We start from the raw sequence: 22,254 nt of genomic DNA, 5'->3' as shown, positions 1-22,254 counted from the left end.
CGCAATTGCCTGGACAGATGCCGCAGACCGATCGCATCGCCGAACCCTGGGGAACCCGGACGCCCTACGGCCCGGGAACCCCGTGGCCCGCACGGACCGACACGTTCCTCGCTGACGGCGTCACCGCCGACGAGGTCGACCGCTGGGTACAGTCCGCGACGATCCTGCACTCGAACGGCGACGCGCTCGACATCGCGGTGCGCGACGGCCGCATGGTGGGCGTCCGCGGCCGGGTCGAGGACCGGGTCAACCACGGCCGGCTCGGGCCAAAGGACCTCTACGGCTGGCAGGCCAACGCCGACCCCGCCCGGCTCACGCGGCCGCTCGTCCGCAAGGACGGCGAGCTGGTGGAGGCCACCTGGGACGAGGCGATGGAACGTGTGGTGAGCAACGCCAAGCAGCTCATGGCGGAGCAGGGCGCTAGCGCCATCGGCTTCTACACCACGGGTCAGCTCTTCCTGGAGGAGTACTACACCCTCGGCCTGATCGCGCACGGGGGCATCGGCACCAACCACGTCGACGGCAACACGCGGCTGTGCACCGCGACGGCGGCCGCCGCGCTCAAGGAGTCGTTCGGCTCCGACGGGCAGCCCGGGTCCTACACGGACATCGACCACGCCGACGTGATCGCGCTCTTCGGGCACAACATGGCCGAGACGCAGACCGTGCTGTGGTCCCGGGTCCTGGACCGGCTCGCCGGCCCGAACCCGCCGGCCATCATCTGTGTCGACCCCCGGATGACGCCGGTGGCGCGCGCCGCCACCGTCCACCTGGCGCCGCGCCCCGGCACCAACCTCGCGCTGATGAACGGTCTGCTGCACGAGATCGTCGCGCAGGACTGGGTGGACCACGAGTACATCGACCAGCACACCGTGGGCTTCGCCGACCTGGCGCAGATGGTCGCGGACTACCCCGTGGAGCGCGTCGCCACGATCTGCGACGTCCCCGCCGCCGACCTGCGCGAGGCGGCCCGCATCCTGGGCACCGGGGAGCGGCTGCTGTCCACCGTGCTCCAGGGCTTCTACCAGTCCCACCAGGCCACCGCCGCGTCGGTGCAGGTCAACAACGTCCACCTGGTCCGGGGCATGCTCGGAAAGCCGGGGTGCGGCCTCCTGCAGATGAACGGGCAGCCCACGGCAGAGAACACCAGGGAGTGCGGGGCCGACGGCGACCTGCCGGGATTCCGCAACTGGTCCAACGACGCGCACGTGAAGGACCTGGCCGAGGTGTGGAACGTGGACCCGATGCGCATCCCGCACTACTCTCCGCCGACCCACGTCATGCAGATGATGCGGTACGTCGAGGAGGGCTCGATCCGGATGCTCTGGGTGCAGGCGACCAACCCGGCCGTGTCCCTGCCGGAGCTGGCCCGCGTCCGCTCGATCCTGACGCAGGAGCGGCTGTTCCTCGTCGTCCAGGACATCTTCCTGTCGGAGACGGCTCAGCTGGCCGACGTCGTGCTTCCCGCCGCGACGTGGGGCGAGAAGACCGGCACCTTCACGAACGTCGACCGCACCGTGCACCTCTCGGAGAAGGCCGTCGAGCCGCCCGGCGAGGCGCGGCCGGACCTCGACATCTTCATCGACTTCGGGCACCGGATGGGGCTGCGGGACAAGGACGACGCGCCGCTGGTCAAGTGGCACGACGCCGAGTCCGCCTTCGAGGCGTGGAAGGAGTGCAGCCGCGGGCGCCCGTGCGACTACACCGGTCTCAGCTATGACAAGCTGCGCGGCGGCAGCGGCATCCAGTGGCCCTGCACGGAGGAGCAGCCCGCTGGCACGGAGCGCCTCTACGCCGACGGGCAGTTCTGGAGCAGCCCCGACTACTGCGAGAGCTACGGCCGCGACCTGATCACCGGGGCACCGCTGGAGCCGACGGAGTACGCCGCGCTGAACCCGGAGGGCCGGGCCGTCATCAAGGCGGCCCAGTACCTCGTGCCCCACGAGATCCCCAGCGAGCAGTTCCCGCTCCAGCTCATCACCGGGCGCACGCTGTACCAGTTCCATACCCGCACCAAGACAGGCCGGGCGCCGCAGCTGCAGGCGGCGGCCCCCGGGGTCTGGGTGGAGGTCTCGGCGCACGACGCCGAGGCGCTCGGCCTCGCGGAGGGCGACCTCGCCGAGGTGACCACGCCACGGGGTGGTCTACGGGCCAAGGCGCGCATCAGCGGCATCCGCCCGGGCGTCGCGTTCGTGCCGTTCCACTACGGCTACTGGGACACCAGCGGCGGCCACGAACCGGACGGCCAGGGCCGCGCGGCGAACGAGCTGACGATGACGGACTGGGACCCCTGCTCCAAGCAGCCGCTCTTCAAGACAGCGGCGGCGGCCGTGCGCAAGGTCAGGGACGGGGACGGCTCCCCCGCTCCGGCGCCGTCGACCGGCTCGGCCTCGGTCACGCCAGGGGTGCCTGCGACCGCCGGCGGAGCAGAGGCGGTCGCCGACGAGGACCTGTCCGCCACCCGACCAGGGGGCCCGCGATGAAGCTCGGCCTCGTCCTGCGGGAGCTGCACCGGTCCGAGAACCACCTGGCGCTCGACCTGCTGCGGATCTCGGAGCGGCACCAGGTGGACCACGAGATCTATCACGTGGCCCGGGACATCGCCGCCTGGTCCCAGCGGCACGTCCGCGACATCGCGGAGGCGGCTGTCGACTACGGCGTCGATCTCGACGCCGAGCCGCAGGCCGAGCGCTCGCTCGCCCGCTCGGTGCGCGAGAAGAGCAGCGAGCTCGTCGGGCGGGCCCGCACCCCGGGGCTCCTGCTGCTGCGTGATCTGCGCGCGCTCTATCTGGACGCGGCGGGCGTGTCGGTGGACTGGGAGATGCTCGCCCAGGCGGCACAGGGTATCCAGCACACCGACGTGCTCGCCCTGACCGAACGGTGCCATCCCGACACGCTGCGCCAGATGCGCTGGGCGAACGCCAAGCTCAAGGAGTCGTCGACCCAGGTGCTGATCAGCTGACCAGCTCGTCACCACACGAGTACCAGGCCACACGAGTACCAGGCCACACGAGTACCAGGCCACACGAGTACCAGGACATGGAGATGCCGACATGGAGAACTACCTCATTGCCGTGACCTTCCCCGATCTGGACACGGCCAAGCGCGACGCCGGGTCGTTCGTTGACGCGTTGCGTGCCGCCGGCCTGCAGGCCCGGATGGTCGCCGAGCCCGGCCTGGACTCCCCCGGCGACTCGGCGCGACCGGACCCGGGCCCGACCACCAGGGAGCTGCGGCTCCACGCCGGGAGCGCCGACGAGGCGCGCCGCCGCGTCCAGGAGGTGACGGACGGCCAGTTCCCGCGCGGGCTCGTGCTGCTGGGCGAGCCGACGCCGCTCTGACGCGGCCGGTGCGCTGGATGCGCTCGGTGCGCTCGGTGCGCTCGGTGTGCTCGGTGTGCTCGGAACGGAGCGGTAGCGTGAGCGCATGACGACGACCTCGGAGAGCTCCCAGTATCTGCGGCTGCTGGGCGAGCAGGTGGGCCACGAGCTGGCGGCGCACCTGCAGTACATGGCGATCGCTGTCTGGTTCGACAGCCACGACCTGCCGCAGCTCGCCGCGCACTTCTACCGCCAGGCGCTCGAGGAGCGCAACCACGGGATGATGATCGTCCAGTACCACCTCGACCGGTCGCTGCCCGTGAAGATCCCCGGCACCCCCGAGGTGCGCAACGACTTCGAAGACGTCATCGAGCCGCTCCAGCTCGCGCTCGACCAGGAGCAGCAGGTCACCCGGCAGATCGAGGCGATCTTCCGGGCCGCCCGCGACGAGGGCGACGCCCTGGGCGAGCAGTTCCTGATGTGGTTCCTCGAGGAGCAGGTCGAGGAGGTCGCCGCAGCGACCACGCTCGTCACCGTGGCCAAGCGCGCCGGCGACAACCTGTTCGACCTGGAGAACTACGTCGCGCGCGAGACCATCGGCGACGCCGGAGAGTCCGCTGCCGCACCGAGGGTGGCCGGCGGGGCCCTCTGAGCGAACCACGGCGCTGCCGCACCACGGCGCTGCCGCACCACGGCGCTGCCTCACCACGGCGCTGTCTCACCACCGCACGAGGAGCCTCCGCATCGCGGCCACCTCGGCCGGCACGGGCCGACGCCGGCGGAGCGCGGCGGGCGCTTCCCGCAGGCCCCGGACCACGCCGGACCGGTGGCTCTGGCTCTGCGCCGCAACACCGCGGAGCTCGCCGACGGCGTCGCGCCACGGCAGGCGCATCAGCGCGGTGAGCGTCGCCGCGCGGGCGATCCCGTGCTGCCGCGCGGCCGGCGGCTGCCGGCTCGGTGACGGGTGGTGGTGCACCACCACTTCCTTGACGTAGGACATCGCCCAGCCGGCCGCCGCGAGGTCGAGCGCCAGCCGCTCCTCCTCGCCGGGGAACCGCACCACGGGGTCGAACCCTCCCGCGGCGAGGAACGCGCTACGGCGGACCATCGCAGCGCAGGCCACGAAGCCGAGGAGCGCCTCGCCGGGCACGGAGGCGTCCTGCGGCAGGGGCGAAGCGGCCATCAGCTCGCTCACCGGGTCGGTGCGCTCCTCCGGTCCGACGAGGATCCTGGCGCAGACGAGTCCGAGCCGAGGATGATCGGACAGCACGGCGGCGGCGTCGTGCAGCGAGCCCGGCGCCCACCACGAGTCGTCGTCGGCGAAGGCGACGAACGGTGTGGTCGCGGCCCGGACCCCGACCGTCCGGGCCACGGCGCCGACGTTGCGCGGCAGGCGGATGACCCGCACGTCGGGACATGCCGCCTCGACGGCGTCGGGGCTGCCGTCGGTCGAGGCGTTGTCCACCAGGATCACGGGCGCCCGATGGACGGGCAGCGAAGCGAGCAGGTCGGCCCGGCGGTTCCGGCTCGCGACCACGACCGTGACGCGGTCGTCCTCGGCCTCCACCGCGTTCCCCCTTCAGTACGTCGACTCGACTGGCCACTCCCAGGGTGGCCGCCGTCCGGCCCGCCCGCATCCGGGCCGGACGGCGGCCAGCCAGGCGTCCAGATGGTGCTGCTCCAGCACGGCCCTGGTCCGCTCCGGTGCCTCGACCGACGGAGGCAACTCCTCCGCGCAGGGCGCCGGGGCTCACCGGGCGCGCTTGCCCTCGTCCGGGATGAGCCGCCAGGCGACGACGGCGGCGATCGCGGTCAGCACCGCCGCGACGACGCACGCGACCTGCAGGGCGGCGACGAACGCCTCCTGGGCCGCCTCCAGCACGTCCGCCCGTTCGCCGGCGACCGCTACCGCCGAGGCGAGCGAGTCACCGGCCTGGACCCGCACGTCCGCCGACACGTCAGCGGGTAGCGCGATGCGCGCCTGGTAGCCGAGCGTGACCAGCGAGCCGAGCACCGCGACACCGAGCGCCACGCCCAGCTCGTACGCCGTCTCGGAGATCGCCGACGCGCCACCCGCCTTGGCCGGCGGCACCGCGGAGACGACGGCGTCGGTCGTCAGGGTCATCGCCAGTCCAACGCCCAGCCCGGCCGGGACCAGGGCGAGCGCGAGCCACACGTAGTGGTCGGCACCCTCGGCCGCCGCGATGGCCAGCATCCCGAGCGCGGTGACCCCGAGGCCGAGCGCGATCGCGGGGCCACGCCCGAACCGCGTGATCGACCAGCCGACCACCACGACCACCACGATGGACGCGATGGTGGCCGGGAGCTCGGCGATGCCTGCCACCAGCGGCGAGTACCCCCGCACGAGCTGCAGGTACTGCGAGAAGAAGAACAGCATGCCGGTGAGCGCGAAGATCGCGATCAGGTTCGCCGCCACCGCGCCGCTGAACGCCGGGATCCGGAACAGGCCGATGTCGAGCAGCGGACCCCGCCCGTCGGCGACCAGCCGGGCCTGACGCCGGACGAAGCCGATCCCGGCGAGCACCGCCAGCGCCAGCACCCCGACCGCGAGCAGGTCCACGCCTTCGGAGGCCGCGTGCTTGATGGACCACACCAGCGGCATCACGGCGGCGAAGGACAGCACGACCGACAGGACGTCGAGGCGGCCCGGGTCCGGGTCCTTCGCCTCAGGCAGCAGCACGGCGCCCGCGACAACCAGCACCACGACCACCGGGATGTTCACGAGGAAGACCGAGCCCCACCAGAAGTGCTCCAGCAGCGCACCGCCGACCAGCGGCCCCACCGCCGCGCCACCACCGGCCGCCGCCGACCACGCAGCGATGGCGCGGCTGCGCTCGCGGGCGTCCGGGAACAGCGTCCGGATGAGCGACAGCGTCGACGGCATGATCGTCGCCCCCGCCACGCCGAGCAGCAGCCGGGCGGCGATGAGGACCTCGGCGCTCGGCGCGAACGCGGCGAGGGCCGAGGCGGCGCCGAACGCCGTCGAACCGATCAGCAGGAGTCGCTTGCGGCCGATGCGGTCGGCAAGCGTGCCCATGGTGACGAGCAGCCCGGCGATGGCCAGCGAGTAGATGTCCCCGATCCACAGCACCTGGGTGGCGGTAGCCGCCAGGTCGCGGGTCAGCGACGGAACCGCCAGATAGAGGACGGTGCCGTCGATCGCGAGCAGGCCGACCGCCAGCACGAGGACGGCGAGCGCGGCCCACCGGCGGCGCGTGGAGAGGACGGGGACAGGAACGGTCATGTGACAACTGTACCGTCCAGCCGGTACAGTTTCATAGTGCGGGCCCTATAGTGCGTGTCGAAGGTAGAGGTGGTGGCGAGTGGGTCGAACGGCGGGCAGAGACCCGGAGCAGACGCGGTCCGCGCTCCTGGACGCGGCGGGCCAGCTGGTCCGTGAACGCGGGATCTCGGCCACCCTCGACGACGTCGCACGCCGCGCGGGGGTGTCCAAGGGTGGGCTGCTCTACCACTTCGCGAGCAAGCAGGAGCTGCTCCTGGCGATGGCGCACGACTGGCTCGAGCGGTTCAGGATGGCCGTGCTCGCCGCCGTCGACCCGGACGACGACGCTCCCGGAAGCCTGGTGCGCGCCTATGTGCGGACGTCGATCGACGGCGCGCTGGACGCGGCCGCCACGCGAGACGCACTCGTGGTGATCGCGCACCTGTCGACCGTCGAGGCGGTCACCGACCTCGCCCGCGCCGACGCACTGCGCTGGCAGGACGACCTGCGGGCGGACGGCCTTCCCGAGGACGTCCTTCTGCTCGTCCTCGCCGCGGCCGACGGCGCCAGCGCCCAGCCGGTATGGGGCATGGAGCCCGCACCGGAGGAGCTGGAGCGACTCCGCGAGCAGCTGCTCGCACTGACGGTCCTCGACCAGTAGGTCACGAGGAATGTGTGTCGCGGCGAATGGGTCGCGGCGAACAGGTCGCGGCGAATGGGTCGCGGCGAACTGATCCGGACGGTCCGTCTGATGTACGCCTCCGACCGGCCGAGCCCGCCTGGGCCTGGTTTGCCCGGCCAGCCCGGCAGACCGACCTGCCCGGCAGGCCGACCGGCGACGAGCCGCAAGCTAGCCGTCACCTGAGGCGCCGAGCCGCAAGTTCCGCGTCGACCAGACGACCGAACGACGCCGAACCGCAAGCTGCGCGTCCACCGAACGACCGAACGGCGCCGAACCGCAAGCTGCGCGTGCTCTCCGGAGCCGAACCGCAACTTGCAGGTCCAGACTGGCCGCAATCGACGCGTACTTTGCGGATCGACGCCAAGAGCAACGACGAACTTGCGGTTCGACGCTCGACCCCAGCCCGATCAACCGTGATCTTGCGGTTCGACGCTCGGGCCTAGCCCGATCAACGATGATCTTGCGGTTCGACACTGACCCGCAGACCTATCGACGCGCAGCTTGCGGTTCGACGCCGGCGGGTGTGTCCATGGGCTCACGACTTGCGGCGGCTCGACGCCGTCAGGCCGGCTGAACTTCGATCGGTCCAGTCATGCCTGATTCGCCCTTGGCTGAACTATTCGGCACAGCTCGCAAATCCGAGCCTGGGCTGAACAAAGTTCGGCCTACCCGGCACCCCCATAGGTACTGCGGCGACCAGCCCACCGGTGACCGAACCCGCCGCCGACCGACCGCGGCGGCTCACTCGCCGCGGACCCGCGCCAGCTGCGCGCCGGTCTCGTGCCGGCTCAATCCCACGCCACCCCCGCCGCTGCGCCAAAGCCACGTCAGCGTTACGTCAGCGCTACGTCAATACCACCCCAAGCTGCGTCTACACCAACGCCAACTCAAGGCCATCCCAGCGAGTCTCTACTCCCCGGCCGTCCCGCCGACGTCGGTCCAGCGGTCCGCCAGCGCTTCCGAGCCGCGGGCGAGCATGGCGACGTCGGCCCCGACTAGAACGAAGGATGCCCCGCCGTCCAGGTAGGCCTGCGCCACCGCCGGGTCGAAGGCGTTGACGCCGACGGGCTTGCCCGCTGCCCGCACCGCCTCGAACGTCGCGCGCACCGCTGCGGTGACGTCCGGGTGCGTCTGCTGGCCGAGCACGCCAAGGGACGCCGCCAGGTCGGACGGTCCCACGAAGACGCCGTCCACGCCGTCGACAGCCGCGATCGCCGCGGCGTTCTCGACGCCGGTCGCGGACTCGATCTGCACGAACAGCGAGACGTGCCGGTCGGCGTCGGCCATATAGCCCTCGACGCGGTTCCAGCGCGCACCGCGGGACAGCGCGCTGCCCACCCCGCGGATGCCGCGCGGCGGGTAGCGGACGGCCCGTACGACGGCGCGGGCCTGCTCGGCCGTGTCGATCATGGGCACCAGCACGTTCTGGGCGCCCAGATCGAGCAGCTGCTTGAGCCCCACTGCGTCGTCGGACGGAGCCCGCACGAGCGGGGTGACCGGATAGGGCGCGACCGCCTGGAGCAGCGCCGAGGTGGTCTCCAGGCCGATCGGCGAGTGCTCGCCGTCGATCAGCAGCCAGTCCAGGCCGGCGCCCGCGCAGATCTCCGCCACCAGCGGACTGCCGCTGCAGACCCACATGCCTATCTGCGGCCGGTCGGCGCCGGCGATGCGGTCGCGGAGCGTGGGCGGGAGGGTCAGACGAATCGGCACGAGACGGTCCCCAGCTCTCGGTAGTCGGCCAGCACGGTGTCCCCCGGCTCCACCCAGATCGGCCGGGTGAACGAACCGGCCAGGATGATCTCGCCGGGTTCCAGCGCGTCGTCGTGCTGGGCCAGCTTGTTCGCCAGCCAGGCGACGCCGGTGGCCGGGTGGTTCAGCACGGCGGCCGCGACGCCGGACTCCTCGATGGCCTCGTTGCGGTAGAGCAGCGCGGAGACCCAGCGCAGGTCGGTCTCCCCGATCGCCACCGGGTTCCCGCCGTAGACCATGCCGCCCATCGCGGCGTTGTCGCTGATCGTGTCGACGACGGTGCGCCCGGTCATCTCGATGCGCGACGACAGGATCTCCAGGGCGGGCACCACGTACTCGGTGGCCCTCAACACGTCGAACACCGTGACGTCGGGTCCCTTGAGCCCGTCGCGCAGCACGAAGGCGAGCTCCACCTCGATCCGCACGTTCGAGAACCGCGAGTGCTCGATGACCGACCCGTTGTCGAAGACCATGTCCGCGAAGATCGCACCGTAGTCCGGCTCGGTGATGCCTGTGGCGGCCTGCATGACCTTGGAGGTGAGCCCGATCTTGCGGCCTACCGGGCGGCGCCCGGACTCGATGCCACGCCGGCGCCAGGTGTTCTGCACGGCGTAGGAGTCCTCGACGGTCATGCCGGGGTACCGCGCCGTCAGGAGCGGCACCGTCGTGCGCTCGGCCTCGGCGTGGGCCAGCTCGTCCGCGATCGTGGTGATCGTCGCGTCGTCCAGCATGCGCTCCCCCGTCACAGCTGGTGTCCCAGCTTGTACTCGCCCTGCTTCCACGAGGGCAGCACGTCGGCGTCGTCCTCGGGACGGGTGTAGGAAAACCCGTCCGCCCCGATGGTCACCGCCATCTCCGAGGTGTCCGTGCGGGCGACGACGCGCTGCGGGTTGCCGTCCAGGTCCAGGACGAGGGACGCCTCGGTGTACCAGGACGGCACCACCGGGTTGCCCCACCAGTCGCGGCGCTGGTTGTCGTGCACGTCCCAGGTGACCACGGGATTGTCCGGGTCGCCCGTGTAGTAGTCCTGCGTGTAGATCTCCACGCGGTGGCCGTCCGGGTCCCGCAGGTAGAGGTAGAACGCGTTGGAGACGCCGTGCCGGCCCGGGCCGCGCTCGATGTGGTCCGACAGCCGCAGCGCGCCGAGCTTGTCGCAGATGGCGATGATGTTGTGCTTCTCGTGCGTGGCGAACGCGACGTGGTGCATGCGCGGGCCGTCGCCGCCCGTCATCGCCGTGTCGTGCACCGTCGGCTTGCGGCGCATCCACGCGGCGTACGTCGTGCCCTCGCCGTCCTGGATGTCCTCCGTGACCCGGAAGCCGAGGTCCTCCATGAACTTCACGGCGCGCGGCACGTCCGGGGTCACCTGGTTGAAGTGGTCCAGCCGCACCAGGGCGCCGGGGGTGTGCAGGTCGTAGCGCCACGCGAGCCGCTCGACGTGGTCGACGTCGTAGAAGAACTCGTAGGGGAAGCCGAGCGGGTCGGTCACTCGCACCGAGTCGCCGATCCCGCGGGTGAAGCCGTCCGCGCGGCGCTCGACGCGGCAGCCCAGCTCGGTGTAGAACGCGACGGCGCGGTCGAGCTCCTCGGGGCTGCGCACCCGGTAGGAGAACGCGGCGACGGCGGCCACCGGTCCCTTGCGCAGCACGAGGTTGTGGTGGATGAACTCCTCGAGGCTCCGCAGGTAGACGGCGTCCTCGTCCTCCTCGGTGACGACCAGGCCGAGCACGTCGACGTAGAAGCCTCGGGAGGCGGCCAGGTCCGTGACCACCAGCTCCATGTACGCGCACCGCAGGATGTCCGGCGGTGGCGCCAGCGGCGTGGGGACCGGGTCCGCGGCGGTGATCGGTGCCTCGCTGGTCACGACGGGTCCCGTCGGGTCGGTCATTTTCAGGCTCCCTTGCCGAAAGCTGGCTTGCCGGCAGCTTGCTTGCCGAACGTCGGATTGTGCACCTTGCCGAGCGTGATGTGCACGGCCTGCTGGTCGGTGTAGAAGTCGATCGAGCGGTAGCCGCCCTCGTGCCCGAGGCCGGACGCCTTGACCCCGCCGAACGGTGTGCGCAGGTCGCGCACGTTGTTCGAGTTGAGCCAGACCATGCCCGCCTCGATGGCCTGCGAGAAGTTGTGCGCGCGCTTGAGATCGTTGGTCCACACGTAGGCGGCCAGCCCGTACCTGACCCCGTTGGCCAGGGCGAGAGCCTCCTCGTCGGTGTCGAACGGCGTGATCGCCACGACCGGGCCGAAGATCTCCTCCTGGAAGATCCGGGCCGACGGCGGCACGTCCGCGAACACCGTCGGCGCCACGTAGTTGCCGCTCTCGAAACCCTCGGGGCGCCCGCCGCCCGCCACGAGCCGGCCCTCTGACTTCCCGATCTCGATGTAGGACATGACCTTGTCGTAGTGCTCGGGGTGGACGAGCGCGCCGACCTCCGTCTCCGGGTCCTGCGGATCGCCGACGACCACGCGCTGCGCCTGCGCGGCATACCGCTCGACGAACTCGTCGTAGACCGCGCGCTCGACCAGGATGCGGCTGCCCGCGGTGCAGCGCTCGCCGTTGAGCGAGAAGACGCCGAAGATCGTCGCGTCGATCGCGGCGTCCAGGTCGGCGTCGGCGAAGACGACGGCCGGGGACTTTCCCCCCAGCTCCATCGACAGCCCCTTGAGGTTCGGGGCGGCGTTGGCGAAGATCAGCTGGCCGGTGCTGCTCTCCCCCGTGAACGAGATGAGCGGGACGTCAGGATGCTTGACCAGCGCGTCCCCCGCCTCCTCGCCGAGACCGTTGACCAGGTTGAACACGCCCTCGGGCAGACCCGCCTCCTCGAAGATGCCCGCCCACAGCGACGCCGACAGCGGCGTGAACTCGGCGGGCTTGAGCACCACCGTGTTGCCGGTCGCGAGCGCCGGCCCGAGCTTCCAGGACTCGAGCATGAACGGTGTGTTCCACGGCGTGATGAGGCCGGCGACGCCGATCGGCTTGCGGTTGACGTAGTTGATCTGGCGGCCAGGAACCTTGAAGGTGTCGTCCGCCTGGGCCACCACGAGGTCGGCGAAGAACCGGAAGTTCTCCGCGGCCCGGCGGGCCTGGCCCAGTGCCTGCGTGATCGGCAGGCCGGAGTCGAAGCTCTCCAGCTCGGCGAGCCGCGCGTCGCGGGACTCGACGAGGTCCGCGATCCGGTGCAGGATCCGCGAACGTTCCCGCGGCAGCATCCGGGGCCACGGCCCGTTCACGAACGCGTCGCGCGCCGCGGCGACGGCGCGGTCGACGTCGGCCTTCTTCCCTGCTGCCGCCTGCAGGTAGACGTCGTTGGTCACCGGCTCGAGCACGTCGAACGTCGCGCCGTCGGCCGAGTCGACGAACGCGCCGCCGATGTAGTGCTGGATACGGCCGGGCAGGTCGGCCGGCACGTAGCGGGTCGGCTGGTCGTTCGCCTGGTTGGTCACTGTGTCTCCCTGTGTGCGGTCTGGCGGGGCGGGGCTGCGTCGGCACGCGCGTCCAGGAAGGCCCGCATGGTCGCCCAGCGGTGGTTGCGTGCGGCGATCTCGATCTCGAGCGGGTCGGCCTCGCGGGTGATCAGGTCGAGGATGTGGGTGTGCTCGGCCACGGAGTCGTGCGCGCGGCCGGGGACGAACGCGAACGTGGAGTCGCGCAGCCCGGACAGCTGGGCCCAGCCCCGGTGGACCATGTCGAGCAGCAGCTGGTTGGGGCACGACTCGAACAGCACCGAGTGGAACTGCCGGTTCAGGGCGGTGAACGCGTGCGGGTCGAAGTGGTCGAGCAGGGAACGCAGGTGGTCGTTCACCTCGGTCGCCCGCTGGAGGTCGGCGGTGGAGATGGCGCGCGCCGAGAGCCCGGTCGCGGCTCCCTCGACGACGCCGAGGGCCTGCATGGCGTCGACGTACCCGTTCTCGTCGACCATCGCGACCCGCGCACCGACGTTGCGCTCGTAGGTGACCAGGCCCTCCGCCTCCAGGCGTCGGATCGCCTCGCGGACTGGCACGACGCTCATCGCGAGCTCATCCGCTATGCCCTGGAGCACGAGGCGGTAGCCAGGGCTCAGCTCGTGACGCGCGATGCGGTCGCGGAGGTAGTCGTAGGCGAGCTGGGACTTGCTGAGCGCGCCGGCGAACGCGACCTCGACGGCCGAGGCCGTGACGTCTTCGGTCGTCATCGCGATTCCCTGGGTGCCTGGGACTTCGGTGCCTGGGACTTCGATGACTGGGACTTCCACGACTCGTACCGCGCGCGCCATTCGGCGTTCGGGGGGAAGAGCCCGTCGACCGGGTGGCCTGCAGCCACCTGCTGTGCGACCCAGGCGTCCTGCTCCTCCTGGGCGATGGTCGCGTCGGCGACCTCCTCGACCAGGTGCGGCGGGACCACGACCACACCGTCCGCGTCACCCACGACGACGTCACCCGGCAGCACCGTCGCCCCGCCGCAGGCCACGGCGACGTCGGTGTCCCACGGGACGTGCCGGCGGCCGAGCACCGCGGGGTGGGCGCCCTGGGAGAAGACCGGCAGCCCGGTCGCGGCGACGGCGTCGAAGTCCCGCACGCCGCCGTCGGTGACGATGCCTGCAGCGCCGCGCACGTGCGCGCGCAGCGCGAGGACGTCGCCGAGCGTCGCCGAACCTGTCTCGCCACGGGCCTCGATGACGATGACCTCGCCGGCGTCGACCGCGTCGAACAACCGCTTCTGCGCGTTGTAGCCACCGCCGTGCGAGACGAACAGGTCCTCCCGGTTCGGCACGAAGCGCAGCGTCCGCGCGCGGCCGACGATCGTCGCGCCCGGCGTGTTCGGCCGCACGCCCTCGATGAGCACGTTGTTCAGGCCACGCTTGCGCAGCTGGGCCGACAGCCCGGCGACCGGCGCGCGCCGCAGCTTGTCGACGAGCTCGGCCGTGAGCAAGAACGGCCCCGGCTCTGGCGCCAGGCCGGCGGCCTCGCGGCTCCCCCACGCCTCGGCGCGCTGGGTGTCGTCGATCTTCGGGCCCGCTCCGACGTCGCCGAACGGCACGTCACCCTGCACCACCGTGGTCACGAGGCGGCCCGACGTCGGCGCGCCGGGCGCCGTCGGCGCGTCCACCTCTACCTCGACGACGTCACCCGGCGCCACGACGCTCGACCCGGCGGGCGTACCCGTCAGGATGACGTCGCCCGTCTCGAGCGTGAGGTGCTGGGACAGGTCGGCCACGATCTGCGCGAACGGGAACAGCAGCCCGTCGTCACCCGTGGTGTCCTGCTGCACGAGCTCACCGTTGACCCAGGTGCGTATGCGCAGCGCGGCAGGGTCGACCACGCGGGCGTCGAGGAGCTCCGGGCCGATCGGCGTGTAGCCGTCGCGACCCTTCGAGCGCACGTTCGAGCCCTTGTCCGCCCAGCGCAGGTCGTAGACACCGAGGTCGTTCGCGGCGGTCACGGCGACGACGTGGTCCCACGCCCGCTCGACCGGCACGTGCCGGGCCGGCTCGCCGATGACCAGCGCCACCTCGCCCTCGAACGCGAGCAGCTCCGTGCCCGCGGGGCGCTCGGCCACTCCGCCCGTCGCGGCGAGCGAGCTGGCCGGCTTGAAGAAGTACGACGGCGCCGCGGGCCGCCGGCCGCGCTGCTCGGCGCGCGACACGTAGGCGAGATGGACGGCGACGATCTTGCCCGGCCGTGCCGCGAGCGGCCCGGACGGCGGCAGCTCCCGTGCCGTCGGGGCGTGCGCTTCGGTACCCATGAGCTCCCTTGCCCGTCGATCCACTGGTCTTCGACGACCTCTGGCATTTCGTATCTCAGATCGTATATGGTCTAGGAGAACACGGCAAGGTCGTCCCTGCCGAGCACACACGAAGGGCCCTCCGACGAGGGCGGGCCCGGATGACAAGGGAGTCATGCGATGTCACGCCTCACCCCCGACGGGCCCGCAGCGGCCCGCTCCCCCTCCTCACGCGAGCGGCGCCGCGTCGTCCTCGCCACCGTCGTCGGCACGACCGTCGAGTGGTACGACTTCTTCATCTACGCCTCCGCGGCAGGCCTCGTCTTCGGCCAGCTCTTCTTCGAGCCGGCCGGTGCGAGCCTCGGGACGCTGCTGGCGTTCGGCTCGGTGGGGGTCAGCTTCCTCTTCCGCCCGTTCGGCGCCTTCGTCGCCGGGCACCTCGGCGACAAGTACGGACGACGCGTCGTCCTGGTGCTCACCCTGGTCCTGATGGGCCTGGCCACCGCGCTCATCGGCGTGCTGCCGACCTACGGCCAGATCGGCATCGCCGCCCCCGTCCTGCTGGTCCTCCTAAGGATCCTGCAGGGCATCTCGGCCGGCGGCGAGTGGGGCGGCGCCGTACTCATGTCCTGCGAGCACGCACCGGTCAAGCGCCGCGGCCTGTTCGGCGCCTCGCCCCAGATCGGCGTCCCGCTCGGCCTCCTGCTCGCGTCCGCGGTGCTGGGCATCATGAACGCCGTCGCGCCCGGCGAAGCGTTCCTCACGTGGGGCTGGCGCGTCCCGTTCCTGCTGAGCGTCGTCCTGATCGGCATCGGGTACTGGGTACGCCGCAGCGTCGAGGAGAGCCCCGTGTTCGTCGAGATCGCCGAGCGTGCCGAGACCACCCGCCAGCCCTTGCTGCAGCTTTTCCGCAAGCACACGCCGCTCGTGATCGTGGCCGCCCTCGTCTTCGCGGGCAACAACGCCGTCGGCTACATGACGACCGGCGGCTACATCCAGAGCTACGCGTCCGACCCGGAGGGCCCCGTCGGGCTGGACCGCGGGCCGGTGTTCTGGGCCGTGACCATCTCGGCGGTCGTGTGGCTCGCCTCGACGTGGTCCGCGGGCGCGCTGTCCGACCGGCTCGGCCGCCGCACCACCTACGTCATCGGCTTCGTGGTGCAGCTCGCCGGCGTCCTTACTCTGTTCCCGCTGGTCAACGGCGCGACGTTCGGCTCGCTGCTGCTCGGACTGGTCTTCCTGTCCGTCGGCCTCGGATTCACGTACGGGCCGCAGGCCGCGCTCTACGCCGAGCTGTTCCCCGCGTCGATCCGGTTCTCCGGCGTCTCGATCTCCTACGCGATCGGGTCCATCCTGGGCGGCGCGTTCGCGCCGACCATCGCCACAGCGCTCGTCCAGGCGACCGGCACGACGGCGGCGGTGACCATGTACCTGGCGGGCATGACGGTGATCGGGCTCGCCGCGACGCTCATGCTGCGCGACCGTACGGGTATCCCGCTGGGCCCCGACCACGAGCAGCTGCAGGCCGCCAGCCCGATCTACGGCCTCGCCAAGGCCTGAGCCCGCACCCGGGCCCGAGCCCGAGCAGCACGCCCACCGAGCAGAACGGACGAACAATGCAGTTCCACCACCACGGCTACGTGTCCGGCGACCCGCGCGTCCGGCCGGCCGATGGCTACGGTCTCGAGCGACCGGCCGAGCTGCCCGACGAGGTCGACGTGCTGATCGTCGGCAGCGGCCCCGCAGGAATGATCGCGTCGGCCCAGCTCGCACAGTTCCCCGGCATCCGCACCCACCTCGTCGAGCGGCGGGCCGGACGCCTCGAGATGGGCCAGGCCGACGGCATCCAGGCACGCAGCGTGGAGACGTTCCAGGCGTTCGGGTTCGCCGAGCGGATCACCGCCGAGGCCTACCGGATCACGGAGATGGCGTTCTGGAAGCCCGACCCCGAGAACCCGGCGAACATCGTCCGCGGCGCCGTCCCGCCGGACGACGCCCATGGGATCAGCGAGTTCCCGCACCTGATCGTCAACCAGGCCCGCGTGCTCGACTACTTCGCCGAGGTGGCCGCCGCCGGGCCCGCCCGCATCACGCCGGACTACGGGCTCGAGGCAGTCGGGCTCACGGTGGCCGACACGACGGACGCGGCCGGCGGCACCACTCAGGACCCGTACCCGGTCACGGTGACGCTCCGGCACACGGCGGGACCGGACGAGGGCACGGAACGCACGGTGCGGGCCGGCTACGTCATCGGCTGCGACGGGGCGCACAGCTCCGTCAGGGAGTCGATCGGGCGCAAGGCGGTCGGCGACCGGGCCAACCACGCCTGGGGCGTGATGGACGTGCTCGCCGTGACCGACTTCCCCGACGTCCGCACCAAGTGCGCCATCCAGTCGCACGACGGCGGGTCCATCCTGCTCATCCCCCGCGAGGGCGGGTTCCTGGCCCGCTGGTACGTCGATCTCGGCGAGGTGCCGCCCGACGACGCCGGCCGCATCCGCGCGACCCCGCTGGAACAGGTCATCGAGAAGGCCAACCGGATCATCCACCCCTACACGCTGGACGTGAAGGACGTGCCCTGGCACAGCGTGTACGAGGTCGGCCACCGGGTCACCGACGGTTTCGACGACGTCCCCGACCACCTCACCGGTACCCGCACGCCCCGGGTGTTCCTCACCGGCGATGCCTGCCACACGCACAGCGCGAAGGCCGGCCAGGGCATGAACGTGTCGATGCAGGACGGCTGGAACATCGCCTGGAAGCTGGCGCACGTGCTCACGCGCCGGGCGCCGGAGGCGCTGCTGGCCACCTACTCGGCCGAGCGGCAGGTCGTGGCCCAGAACCTGATCGACTTCGACCGGGAGTGGTCGCGGCTCATGGCCACGCCGCCGGAGGACCTGCCCGACCCGACGTACCTCGAAGACTTCTACGTCAAGACCGCCGAGTTCCCCTGCGGGTTCATGACGCAGTACCAGCCCTCCATGATCGTGGCCGGCCCGGCGCACCAGGAGCTCGCCACGGGGTTCCCCGTCGGCAAGCGGTTCAAGTCAGCGCCGGTGGAGCGCGTGGCCGAGGGCAACGCGGCCCACCTGGGGCACCACGCCCGCGCCGACGGTCGCTGGCGCGTCTACGCGTTCGCCGACGCCGCGGCGCCGAGCGAGCCGTCGGCCCTGCGGGACTGGGCGCAGTGGCTGGGCACGTCCCCCGACTCCCCGCTCCTGCGGCACACCCCCGCTGGAACCGATCCGGACTCCGTGCTCGACGTCAAGGTCGTCTACCAGCAGGACCACTTCGGCGTCGAGTTCGCCGACGTGCCAGACGTCTTCACGCCGCGCGTCGGCCCGTTCGCTCTGGTCGACTACGAGAAGGTCTACGCGACCGACCCGGCCCAGGACATCTTCGAGCAGCGCGGCATCGACCGCGGTGGCGCCGTCGTCGTCGTCCGGCCCGACCAGTACGTGGCCACCGTCCTGCCGCTGAGCGCGACGGACGAGCTCCGGGAGTTCTTCGCCGGGGCGCTGCTGCCGCAGAACACCACGAACACCACGAACACCACGAACACCGAGGAGAGCGCATGACCGACACCCGCGAGACCGACCTGCTCGCCGCCGTCCCCGACGGCCTGTTCATCGGTGGCCGGTGGCGTCCGGCCGCGTCGGGAGCCACGCTCACGGTCGAGGACCCGGCGACCGGCGAGACCATCAGGACCATCGCCGACGCCGGTGCGGACGACGGCAGGGCGGCGCTCGACGCCGCGGTCTCCGCCGCGGCCCAGTGGGCGGCGACGCCGGCCCGTGACCGCGGCGAGATCCTGCGCCGCGCGTTCGACCTGCTGCAGGGACGCCGGGAGGACGTCGCCCTGCTCATGACGCTCGAGATGGGCAAGCCGCTCGCTGAGGCGCGCGGCGAGGTGACGTACGGCGGCGAGTTCCTGCGCTGGTTCTCCGAGGAGGCGGTGCGGGCCACCGGCCGCTACGGGACCAGCCCCGAGGGCACCGGGCGCATGATCGTCACCCAGCATCCCGTCGGGCCCTGCTTCCTCATCACCCCGTGGAACTTCCCCCTGGCCATGGCGACCCGCAAGATCGCGCCCGCCCTGGCCGCGGGCTGCACGGTGGTCATCAAGCCGGCCGCGCTGACGCCGCTGACCACCCTGTACCTCGCGAAGCTCCTGCAGGAGGCCGGCCTGCCCGACGGCGTGGTCAACGTGCTCACGACGTCCAGCTCCGGCGCCGTCTCGGCCCCGATCATCGCCGACCCGCGGCTGCGCAAGCTGTCCTTCACGGGGTCGACGCCGGTGGGCCAGAAGCTGCTGGAGCAGGCAGCGCCCGGCGTGCTGCGCACCTCGATGGAGCTGGGCGGCAACGCCCCCTTCGTGATCTTCGAGGATGCCGACCTGGACCAGGCCGTCACGGGTGCCCTCGCGGCGAAGTTCCGCAACATCGGGCAGGCCTGCACGGCCGCGAACCGCTTCATCGTGCACCGCTCGGTCGCCGACGAGTTCGCCCGCCGGGTCACCGCGGCGGTGGACGACTTCGTGATCGGCCGGGGCACCGAGTCCGGCGTGACCATCGGGCCCCTGGTGGACGACAAGGCCGTCGCCAAGGCCGAGACCCTGGTCCAGGACGCGGTGTCCCGGGGCGCGCGGATCGCCACCGGCGGCTCCCGCGTCGACGGGGCAGGCAGCTTCTTCGAGCCGACGGTCCTGACCGGCGTCGCGCCAGGCAGCGACATCCTGCGGGAGGAGATCTTCGGCCCGGTGCTCGCGATCGCCACCTTCGAGACCGAGGACGAGGCCGTCGCGCTCGCGAACGACACGGAGTACGGGCTCGTCAGCTACGTCTACACCGAGAGCCTGTCGCGCGGCCAGCGCATGATCGACCAGCTCGAGACCGGGATGATGGGGCTCAACGTCGGCGTCGTCTCCAATGCCGCAGCGCCCTTCGGGGGCTGGAAGATGTCCGGCCTGGGCCGCGAGGGCGGCGCGGAGGGCATCCACGAGTACCTCCAGACCAAGTACACCCTCACCCCGGCCTGATCGCCCTGGGCATGTGGGGATGCTGTATGCAGGACGGCCCAGGTCGGTCTTCGTGGCTATGGTGCCGTCCGCTAGGTACTCTCATCTGCGTCGTTGTCGTTGCTGCTCAGGGGTGGGGTTGATGAGGCCGTCTGATTGGTCGCCGGTGGGTCTGGATGCTGATCCGACGCCGGGTGATCCGGTGCTGGTGCTCTCGGGTGGGCAGGAGTATCAGGAGGTTGCCCGCTCGATCGACAACGCGGCCTCCGCGATGAGTCGCCTCGATGTGGACGGGACGATCTCGCAGGCCGTGGATTCTCTGATGGAGGCCAAGGAAGACACCATCGGTGAGATCCGTAAGGCCCACTCCCGGTACGTCGCCGCGGGTGACGCGCTGGTGGGGTACGCGTCGTCTCTGGAGCGGGTGCAGGGTGAGACGTTGGCGGCGTTGGACCGGGCGCGTGAGGCGCAGGATGCGGCGCAGGCGGCTGCGGGGTCGAAGGACCGGTGGCAGGACCTCGCCGATGGGGCGAAGGACGAGAGCGAGAAGCAGGAGTACGAGCAGAAGGCGCAGCAGGCCGGCGGTGACGCGGACCAGGCCGCCGGGGTCATCAGTTCGGCGAGGTCGAGCGTGGAGTCGGCTGTGTCGGACCGGGATCGGGCGGCGGAGCATGCGGTCGACCGGATCGAGGAGATCACCTCTTCGGATGATCTCAATGATGGGTGGTGGGACAACTGGGGTTCCAAGCTCGTCGCCGCGATCGCGGACATCGCCGACATGATCTCCACCATCGCGGGAATCCTGGCGATCATCGTCGCGTTCATCCCCATCGTGGGGACGGCGCTGGCTGGGGTGCTGATCGTCATCGCCGCGGTCGCGGCCATAGTCAGTGCGGTCGCGAATATCACGCTCGCGGCCACAGGTGAACGATCCTGGGCCGAAGCGGGTCTCGCCATCGCCGGTGCCGCGTTGTCGCTCATTGGGCTGGGTGGTGCTGCGAAGGCTGCGATGGGGTTGTCGAAGACCATCGCGAAGTCGGGTGGGTTCCGGCAGGCGATGAGCAAGGGGTGGTGCAAGTTCGGGTTCGGCAAGTGCTTCGTCGCCGGGACGCTGATCCATACCCCGGACGGCCCAGGGCGATCGAGGACATCGTGGCGGGCGACAAGGTCTGGGCCCACAACCTGGTCACCGGTCGTGATGAGCTGCAGCTGGTCGTCGAGACGTTCGTGCGGACCACGACCGAGCTGTTCCACCTCACGATCAACGGCGAACGGGTCTCGACCACGGCAGAGCACCCGTTCATGGTCCACGACCGCGGCTGGTTGGACACTGCGTTCCTACAGGTCGGCGACCTGTTGGTCACGCCGGAGGGCACAACCACACCGATCGAAGTGAGGGGCCCTAAGAATTTCGGACAGTTGATTCCGATGATTCTTACGCCGCAATATTCGCCGCGTGCCAGGCTTCTTCGACTTCGTTCGGTGTACGGTAACCGAGCGTGGAGTGGAGCCTTCTGGTGTTGTAGCGTAGTTCGACGTAGCGGGTAATGTCAAAACGCGCGTGCTCGCGAGTTGGATACTCGGTACGGTGAACCCGCTCGTTCTTCAAGGTGCCGTTGAACGACTCGGCCCACGCATTGTCGTAGCAGATCCCGGTGCGTCCAACGGACCGGGTGATCCCGAGCTTCTGAGCATGCCTGGCATATTCATCAGACGTGTATTGCGTGCCTCGGTCCGTATGCATCAGAGTAATTCCGGGCCGGACGTGACCATTCTTGGCCGCCATGTCCAGGGCGTCGGTCACCAAAGAGGTGCGCATGTGCTCGGCCATCGCGTACCCGACGACCTTCTTGCTGAAGCAGTCCAGGACCGTGGCGAGGTACAGCCAGCCCTCCCACGTGGGGATGTATGTGATGTCCCCGACCAGTTTGACTCCTGGCTCGGTGGCGGTGAAGTCGCGTCTGACGAGGTCAGGTGTGTCTCCGGCGTGGCCGGGGATCGTGGTGACCGGGCGCCATGGGCGTGGCTGGCACGGCACCAGGTCCAGCTCGCGCATGATCGAGCGGATCGTCTCGTCATCGACCTGGAAGCCCCATCGGACCAGGTCAGCATGCACACGCCGGTACCCGTACGTCTCGTCGGACTCGTCGAAGCTGAACCGGACGATCGCGGCCAGGTCGGCCCGCCGGCGCGCCCGGGTGGAGGGCTTGCGGGTCCTGAACGCGTGATAGCCCGACCGTGACACGCGTGCCCACCGGCACATCGACGCCACGGGATAGTTGCCTTCTTCGCTTCGGATGAACGCGTACCTCACGCTCACCGGTGTTTCTTCGCGAAGAGTCGGATAGCCCCGGCACATTGCTGTGCCGGGGCCTCCTCAGAACCGGACGTGCCCGTTTCCGAGCATCCGGCTCAAGCAAGCCCGAGGGCAGCGGAAGGCATAGGGAGTGATGGTGGTCGTCGACGCCGTCGGTGCCAGTACTCGGTCAAAGCAGGATCGTCTGGTGACGCCCGGCCCTTGACCTTGATGTGGCGGACGATCGG

Annotated in this window: 18 protein-coding genes and 1 pseudogene; 10 read left to right on the top strand and 9 right to left on the bottom strand. The window is 70.8% G+C overall.

Features of this window, described 5'->3' with window-relative positions; translation table 11 throughout:
- The first annotated feature begins 17 nt into the window (after positions 1 to 17).
- From APR04_RS14470 to APR04_RS14455, 4 genes are all read left to right on the top strand, one after another.
- The gene (locus APR04_RS14470) at positions 18 to 2,483 is read left to right on the top strand and encodes a molybdopterin oxidoreductase family protein (protein WP_253871375.1); all 2,466 of its coding nucleotides are present in this window, start codon (positions 18 to 20) and stop codon (positions 2,481 to 2,483) included.
- Positions 2,480 to 2,962, top strand: a complete 483-nt coding sequence (locus tag APR04_RS14465; protein ID WP_253871374.1) for a hypothetical protein — start codon at positions 2,480 to 2,482, stop codon at positions 2,960 to 2,962. Before APR04_RS14470 ends, APR04_RS14465 begins: the two co-directional genes overlap by 4 nt.
- 91 nt (positions 2,963 to 3,053) lie before the next feature.
- The gene (locus APR04_RS14460) at positions 3,054 to 3,341 is read left to right on the top strand and encodes a hypothetical protein (RefSeq protein WP_253871373.1); all 288 of its coding nucleotides are present in this window, start codon (positions 3,054 to 3,056) and stop codon (positions 3,339 to 3,341) included.
- A gap of 85 nt (positions 3,342 to 3,426) precedes the next feature.
- A complete protein-coding gene (locus tag APR04_RS14455; RefSeq protein WP_253871372.1) occupies positions 3,427 to 3,972 on the top strand; it encodes a ferritin in 546 nt (181 codons plus the stop codon).
- Positions 3,973 to 4,038: 66 nt separating this feature from the next.
- Here the strand turns inward: APR04_RS14455 and APR04_RS14450 are convergent, their stop codons facing one another.
- Positions 4,039 to 4,887, bottom strand: a complete 849-nt coding sequence (locus APR04_RS14450; RefSeq protein WP_253871371.1) for a glycosyltransferase family 2 protein — start codon at positions 4,885 to 4,887, stop codon at positions 4,039 to 4,041.
- A 183-nt stretch (positions 4,888 to 5,070) separates the two neighbouring features.
- Positions 5,071 to 6,585 (bottom strand): MFS transporter, encoded by a 1,515-nt coding sequence (locus APR04_RS14445; protein WP_253871370.1) that lies wholly within the window; start codon positions 6,583 to 6,585, stop codon positions 5,071 to 5,073.
- 79 nt (positions 6,586 to 6,664) lie between these two features.
- On the opposite strand from APR04_RS14445, the gene APR04_RS14440 reads away from it, so the two are divergent.
- Positions 6,665 to 7,225, top strand: coding sequence for a TetR/AcrR family transcriptional regulator (locus APR04_RS14440; protein ID WP_253871369.1), 561 nt, complete (start codon positions 6,665 to 6,667; stop codon positions 7,223 to 7,225).
- Between the two features lie 930 nt (positions 7,226 to 8,155).
- Here the strand turns inward: APR04_RS14440 and APR04_RS14435 are convergent.
- From APR04_RS14435 to APR04_RS14410, 6 genes are read right to left on the bottom strand one after another with little or no spacing between them, the layout of a single operon-like run.
- The gene (locus APR04_RS14435; protein ID WP_253871368.1) at positions 8,156 to 8,956 is read right to left on the bottom strand and encodes an HpcH/HpaI aldolase family protein; all 801 of its coding nucleotides are present in this window, start codon (positions 8,954 to 8,956) and stop codon (positions 8,156 to 8,158) included.
- Positions 8,941 to 9,726 carry a 2-oxo-hept-4-ene-1,7-dioate hydratase gene (hpaH, locus tag APR04_RS14430; RefSeq protein ID WP_253871640.1) on the bottom strand — a complete coding sequence of 262 codons (786 nt, stop codon included), beginning with the start codon at positions 9,724 to 9,726 and terminating at the stop codon, positions 8,941 to 8,943. Before hpaH ends, APR04_RS14435 begins: the two co-directional genes overlap by 16 nt.
- Before the next feature lie 11 nt (positions 9,727 to 9,737).
- On the bottom strand, positions 9,738 to 10,883 hold the full coding sequence (gene hpaD, locus APR04_RS14425; protein WP_253871367.1) for a 3,4-dihydroxyphenylacetate 2,3-dioxygenase: 1,146 nt from the start codon (positions 10,881 to 10,883) through the stop codon (positions 9,738 to 9,740).
- A 2-nt stretch (positions 10,884 to 10,885) separates the two neighbouring features.
- Positions 10,886 to 12,436: a 5-carboxymethyl-2-hydroxymuconate semialdehyde dehydrogenase gene (hpaE, locus tag APR04_RS14420; RefSeq protein WP_253871365.1), complete on the bottom strand. Its 1,551-nt coding sequence runs from the start codon at positions 12,434 to 12,436 to the stop codon at positions 10,886 to 10,888.
- Positions 12,433 to 13,164, bottom strand: a complete 732-nt coding sequence (locus tag APR04_RS14415) for a GntR family transcriptional regulator (protein ID WP_253871363.1) — start codon at positions 13,162 to 13,164, stop codon at positions 12,433 to 12,435. The genes hpaE and APR04_RS14415 overlap by 4 nt, the downstream gene beginning before the upstream one ends.
- A complete protein-coding gene (locus tag APR04_RS14410; protein WP_253871361.1) occupies positions 13,161 to 14,714 on the bottom strand; it encodes a fumarylacetoacetate hydrolase family protein in 1,554 nt (517 codons plus the stop codon). Before APR04_RS14410 ends, APR04_RS14415 begins: the two co-directional genes overlap by 4 nt.
- A 159-nt stretch (positions 14,715 to 14,873) precedes the next feature.
- Between APR04_RS14410 and APR04_RS14405 the strand changes: the two genes are divergently transcribed.
- The 5 genes and pseudogenes from APR04_RS14405 (at position 14,874) to APR04_RS31295 (ending at position 21,258) form a co-directional block, all read left to right on the top strand.
- Positions 14,874 to 16,253 carry an MFS transporter gene (locus APR04_RS14405; protein ID WP_253871359.1) on the top strand — a complete coding sequence of 460 codons (1,380 nt, stop codon included), beginning with the start codon at positions 14,874 to 14,876 and terminating at the stop codon, positions 16,251 to 16,253.
- 56 nt (positions 16,254 to 16,309) lie between these two features.
- Positions 16,310 to 18,271, top strand: coding sequence for an FAD-binding monooxygenase (locus tag APR04_RS14400; protein ID WP_253871358.1), 1,962 nt, complete (start codon positions 16,310 to 16,312; stop codon positions 18,269 to 18,271).
- On the top strand, positions 18,268 to 19,731 hold the full coding sequence (locus APR04_RS14395; protein ID WP_253871356.1) for an NAD-dependent succinate-semialdehyde dehydrogenase: 1,464 nt from the start codon (positions 18,268 to 18,270) through the stop codon (positions 19,729 to 19,731). Before APR04_RS14400 ends, APR04_RS14395 begins: the two co-directional genes overlap by 4 nt.
- Positions 19,622 to 20,395, top strand: a pseudogene (locus tag APR04_RS31300) (putative T7SS-secreted protein); the annotation flags it as partial. The gene APR04_RS14395 and the pseudogene APR04_RS31300, both read left to right, overlap by 110 nt.
- 383 nt (positions 20,396 to 20,778) lie before the next feature.
- Positions 20,779 to 21,258 (top strand): polymorphic toxin-type HINT domain-containing protein, encoded by a 480-nt coding sequence (locus APR04_RS31295; RefSeq protein ID WP_372496113.1) that lies wholly within the window; start codon positions 20,779 to 20,781, stop codon positions 21,256 to 21,258.
- Here APR04_RS31295 and APR04_RS14385 read toward each other — a convergent pair.
- A complete protein-coding gene (locus tag APR04_RS14385; RefSeq protein ID WP_253871352.1) occupies positions 21,146 to 22,024 on the bottom strand; it encodes an IS3 family transposase in 879 nt (292 codons plus the stop codon). The genes APR04_RS31295 and APR04_RS14385 overlap by 113 nt on opposite strands.
- Between the last annotated feature and the right edge of the window lie 230 nt (positions 22,025 to 22,254).

Source organism: Promicromonospora umidemergens (assembly GCF_024171995.1).
GTDB classification, from domain to species: domain Bacteria; phylum Actinomycetota; class Actinomycetes; order Actinomycetales; family Cellulomonadaceae; genus Promicromonospora; species Promicromonospora umidemergens.
This window is presented reverse-complemented; position numbering and strand designations above follow the sequence as displayed.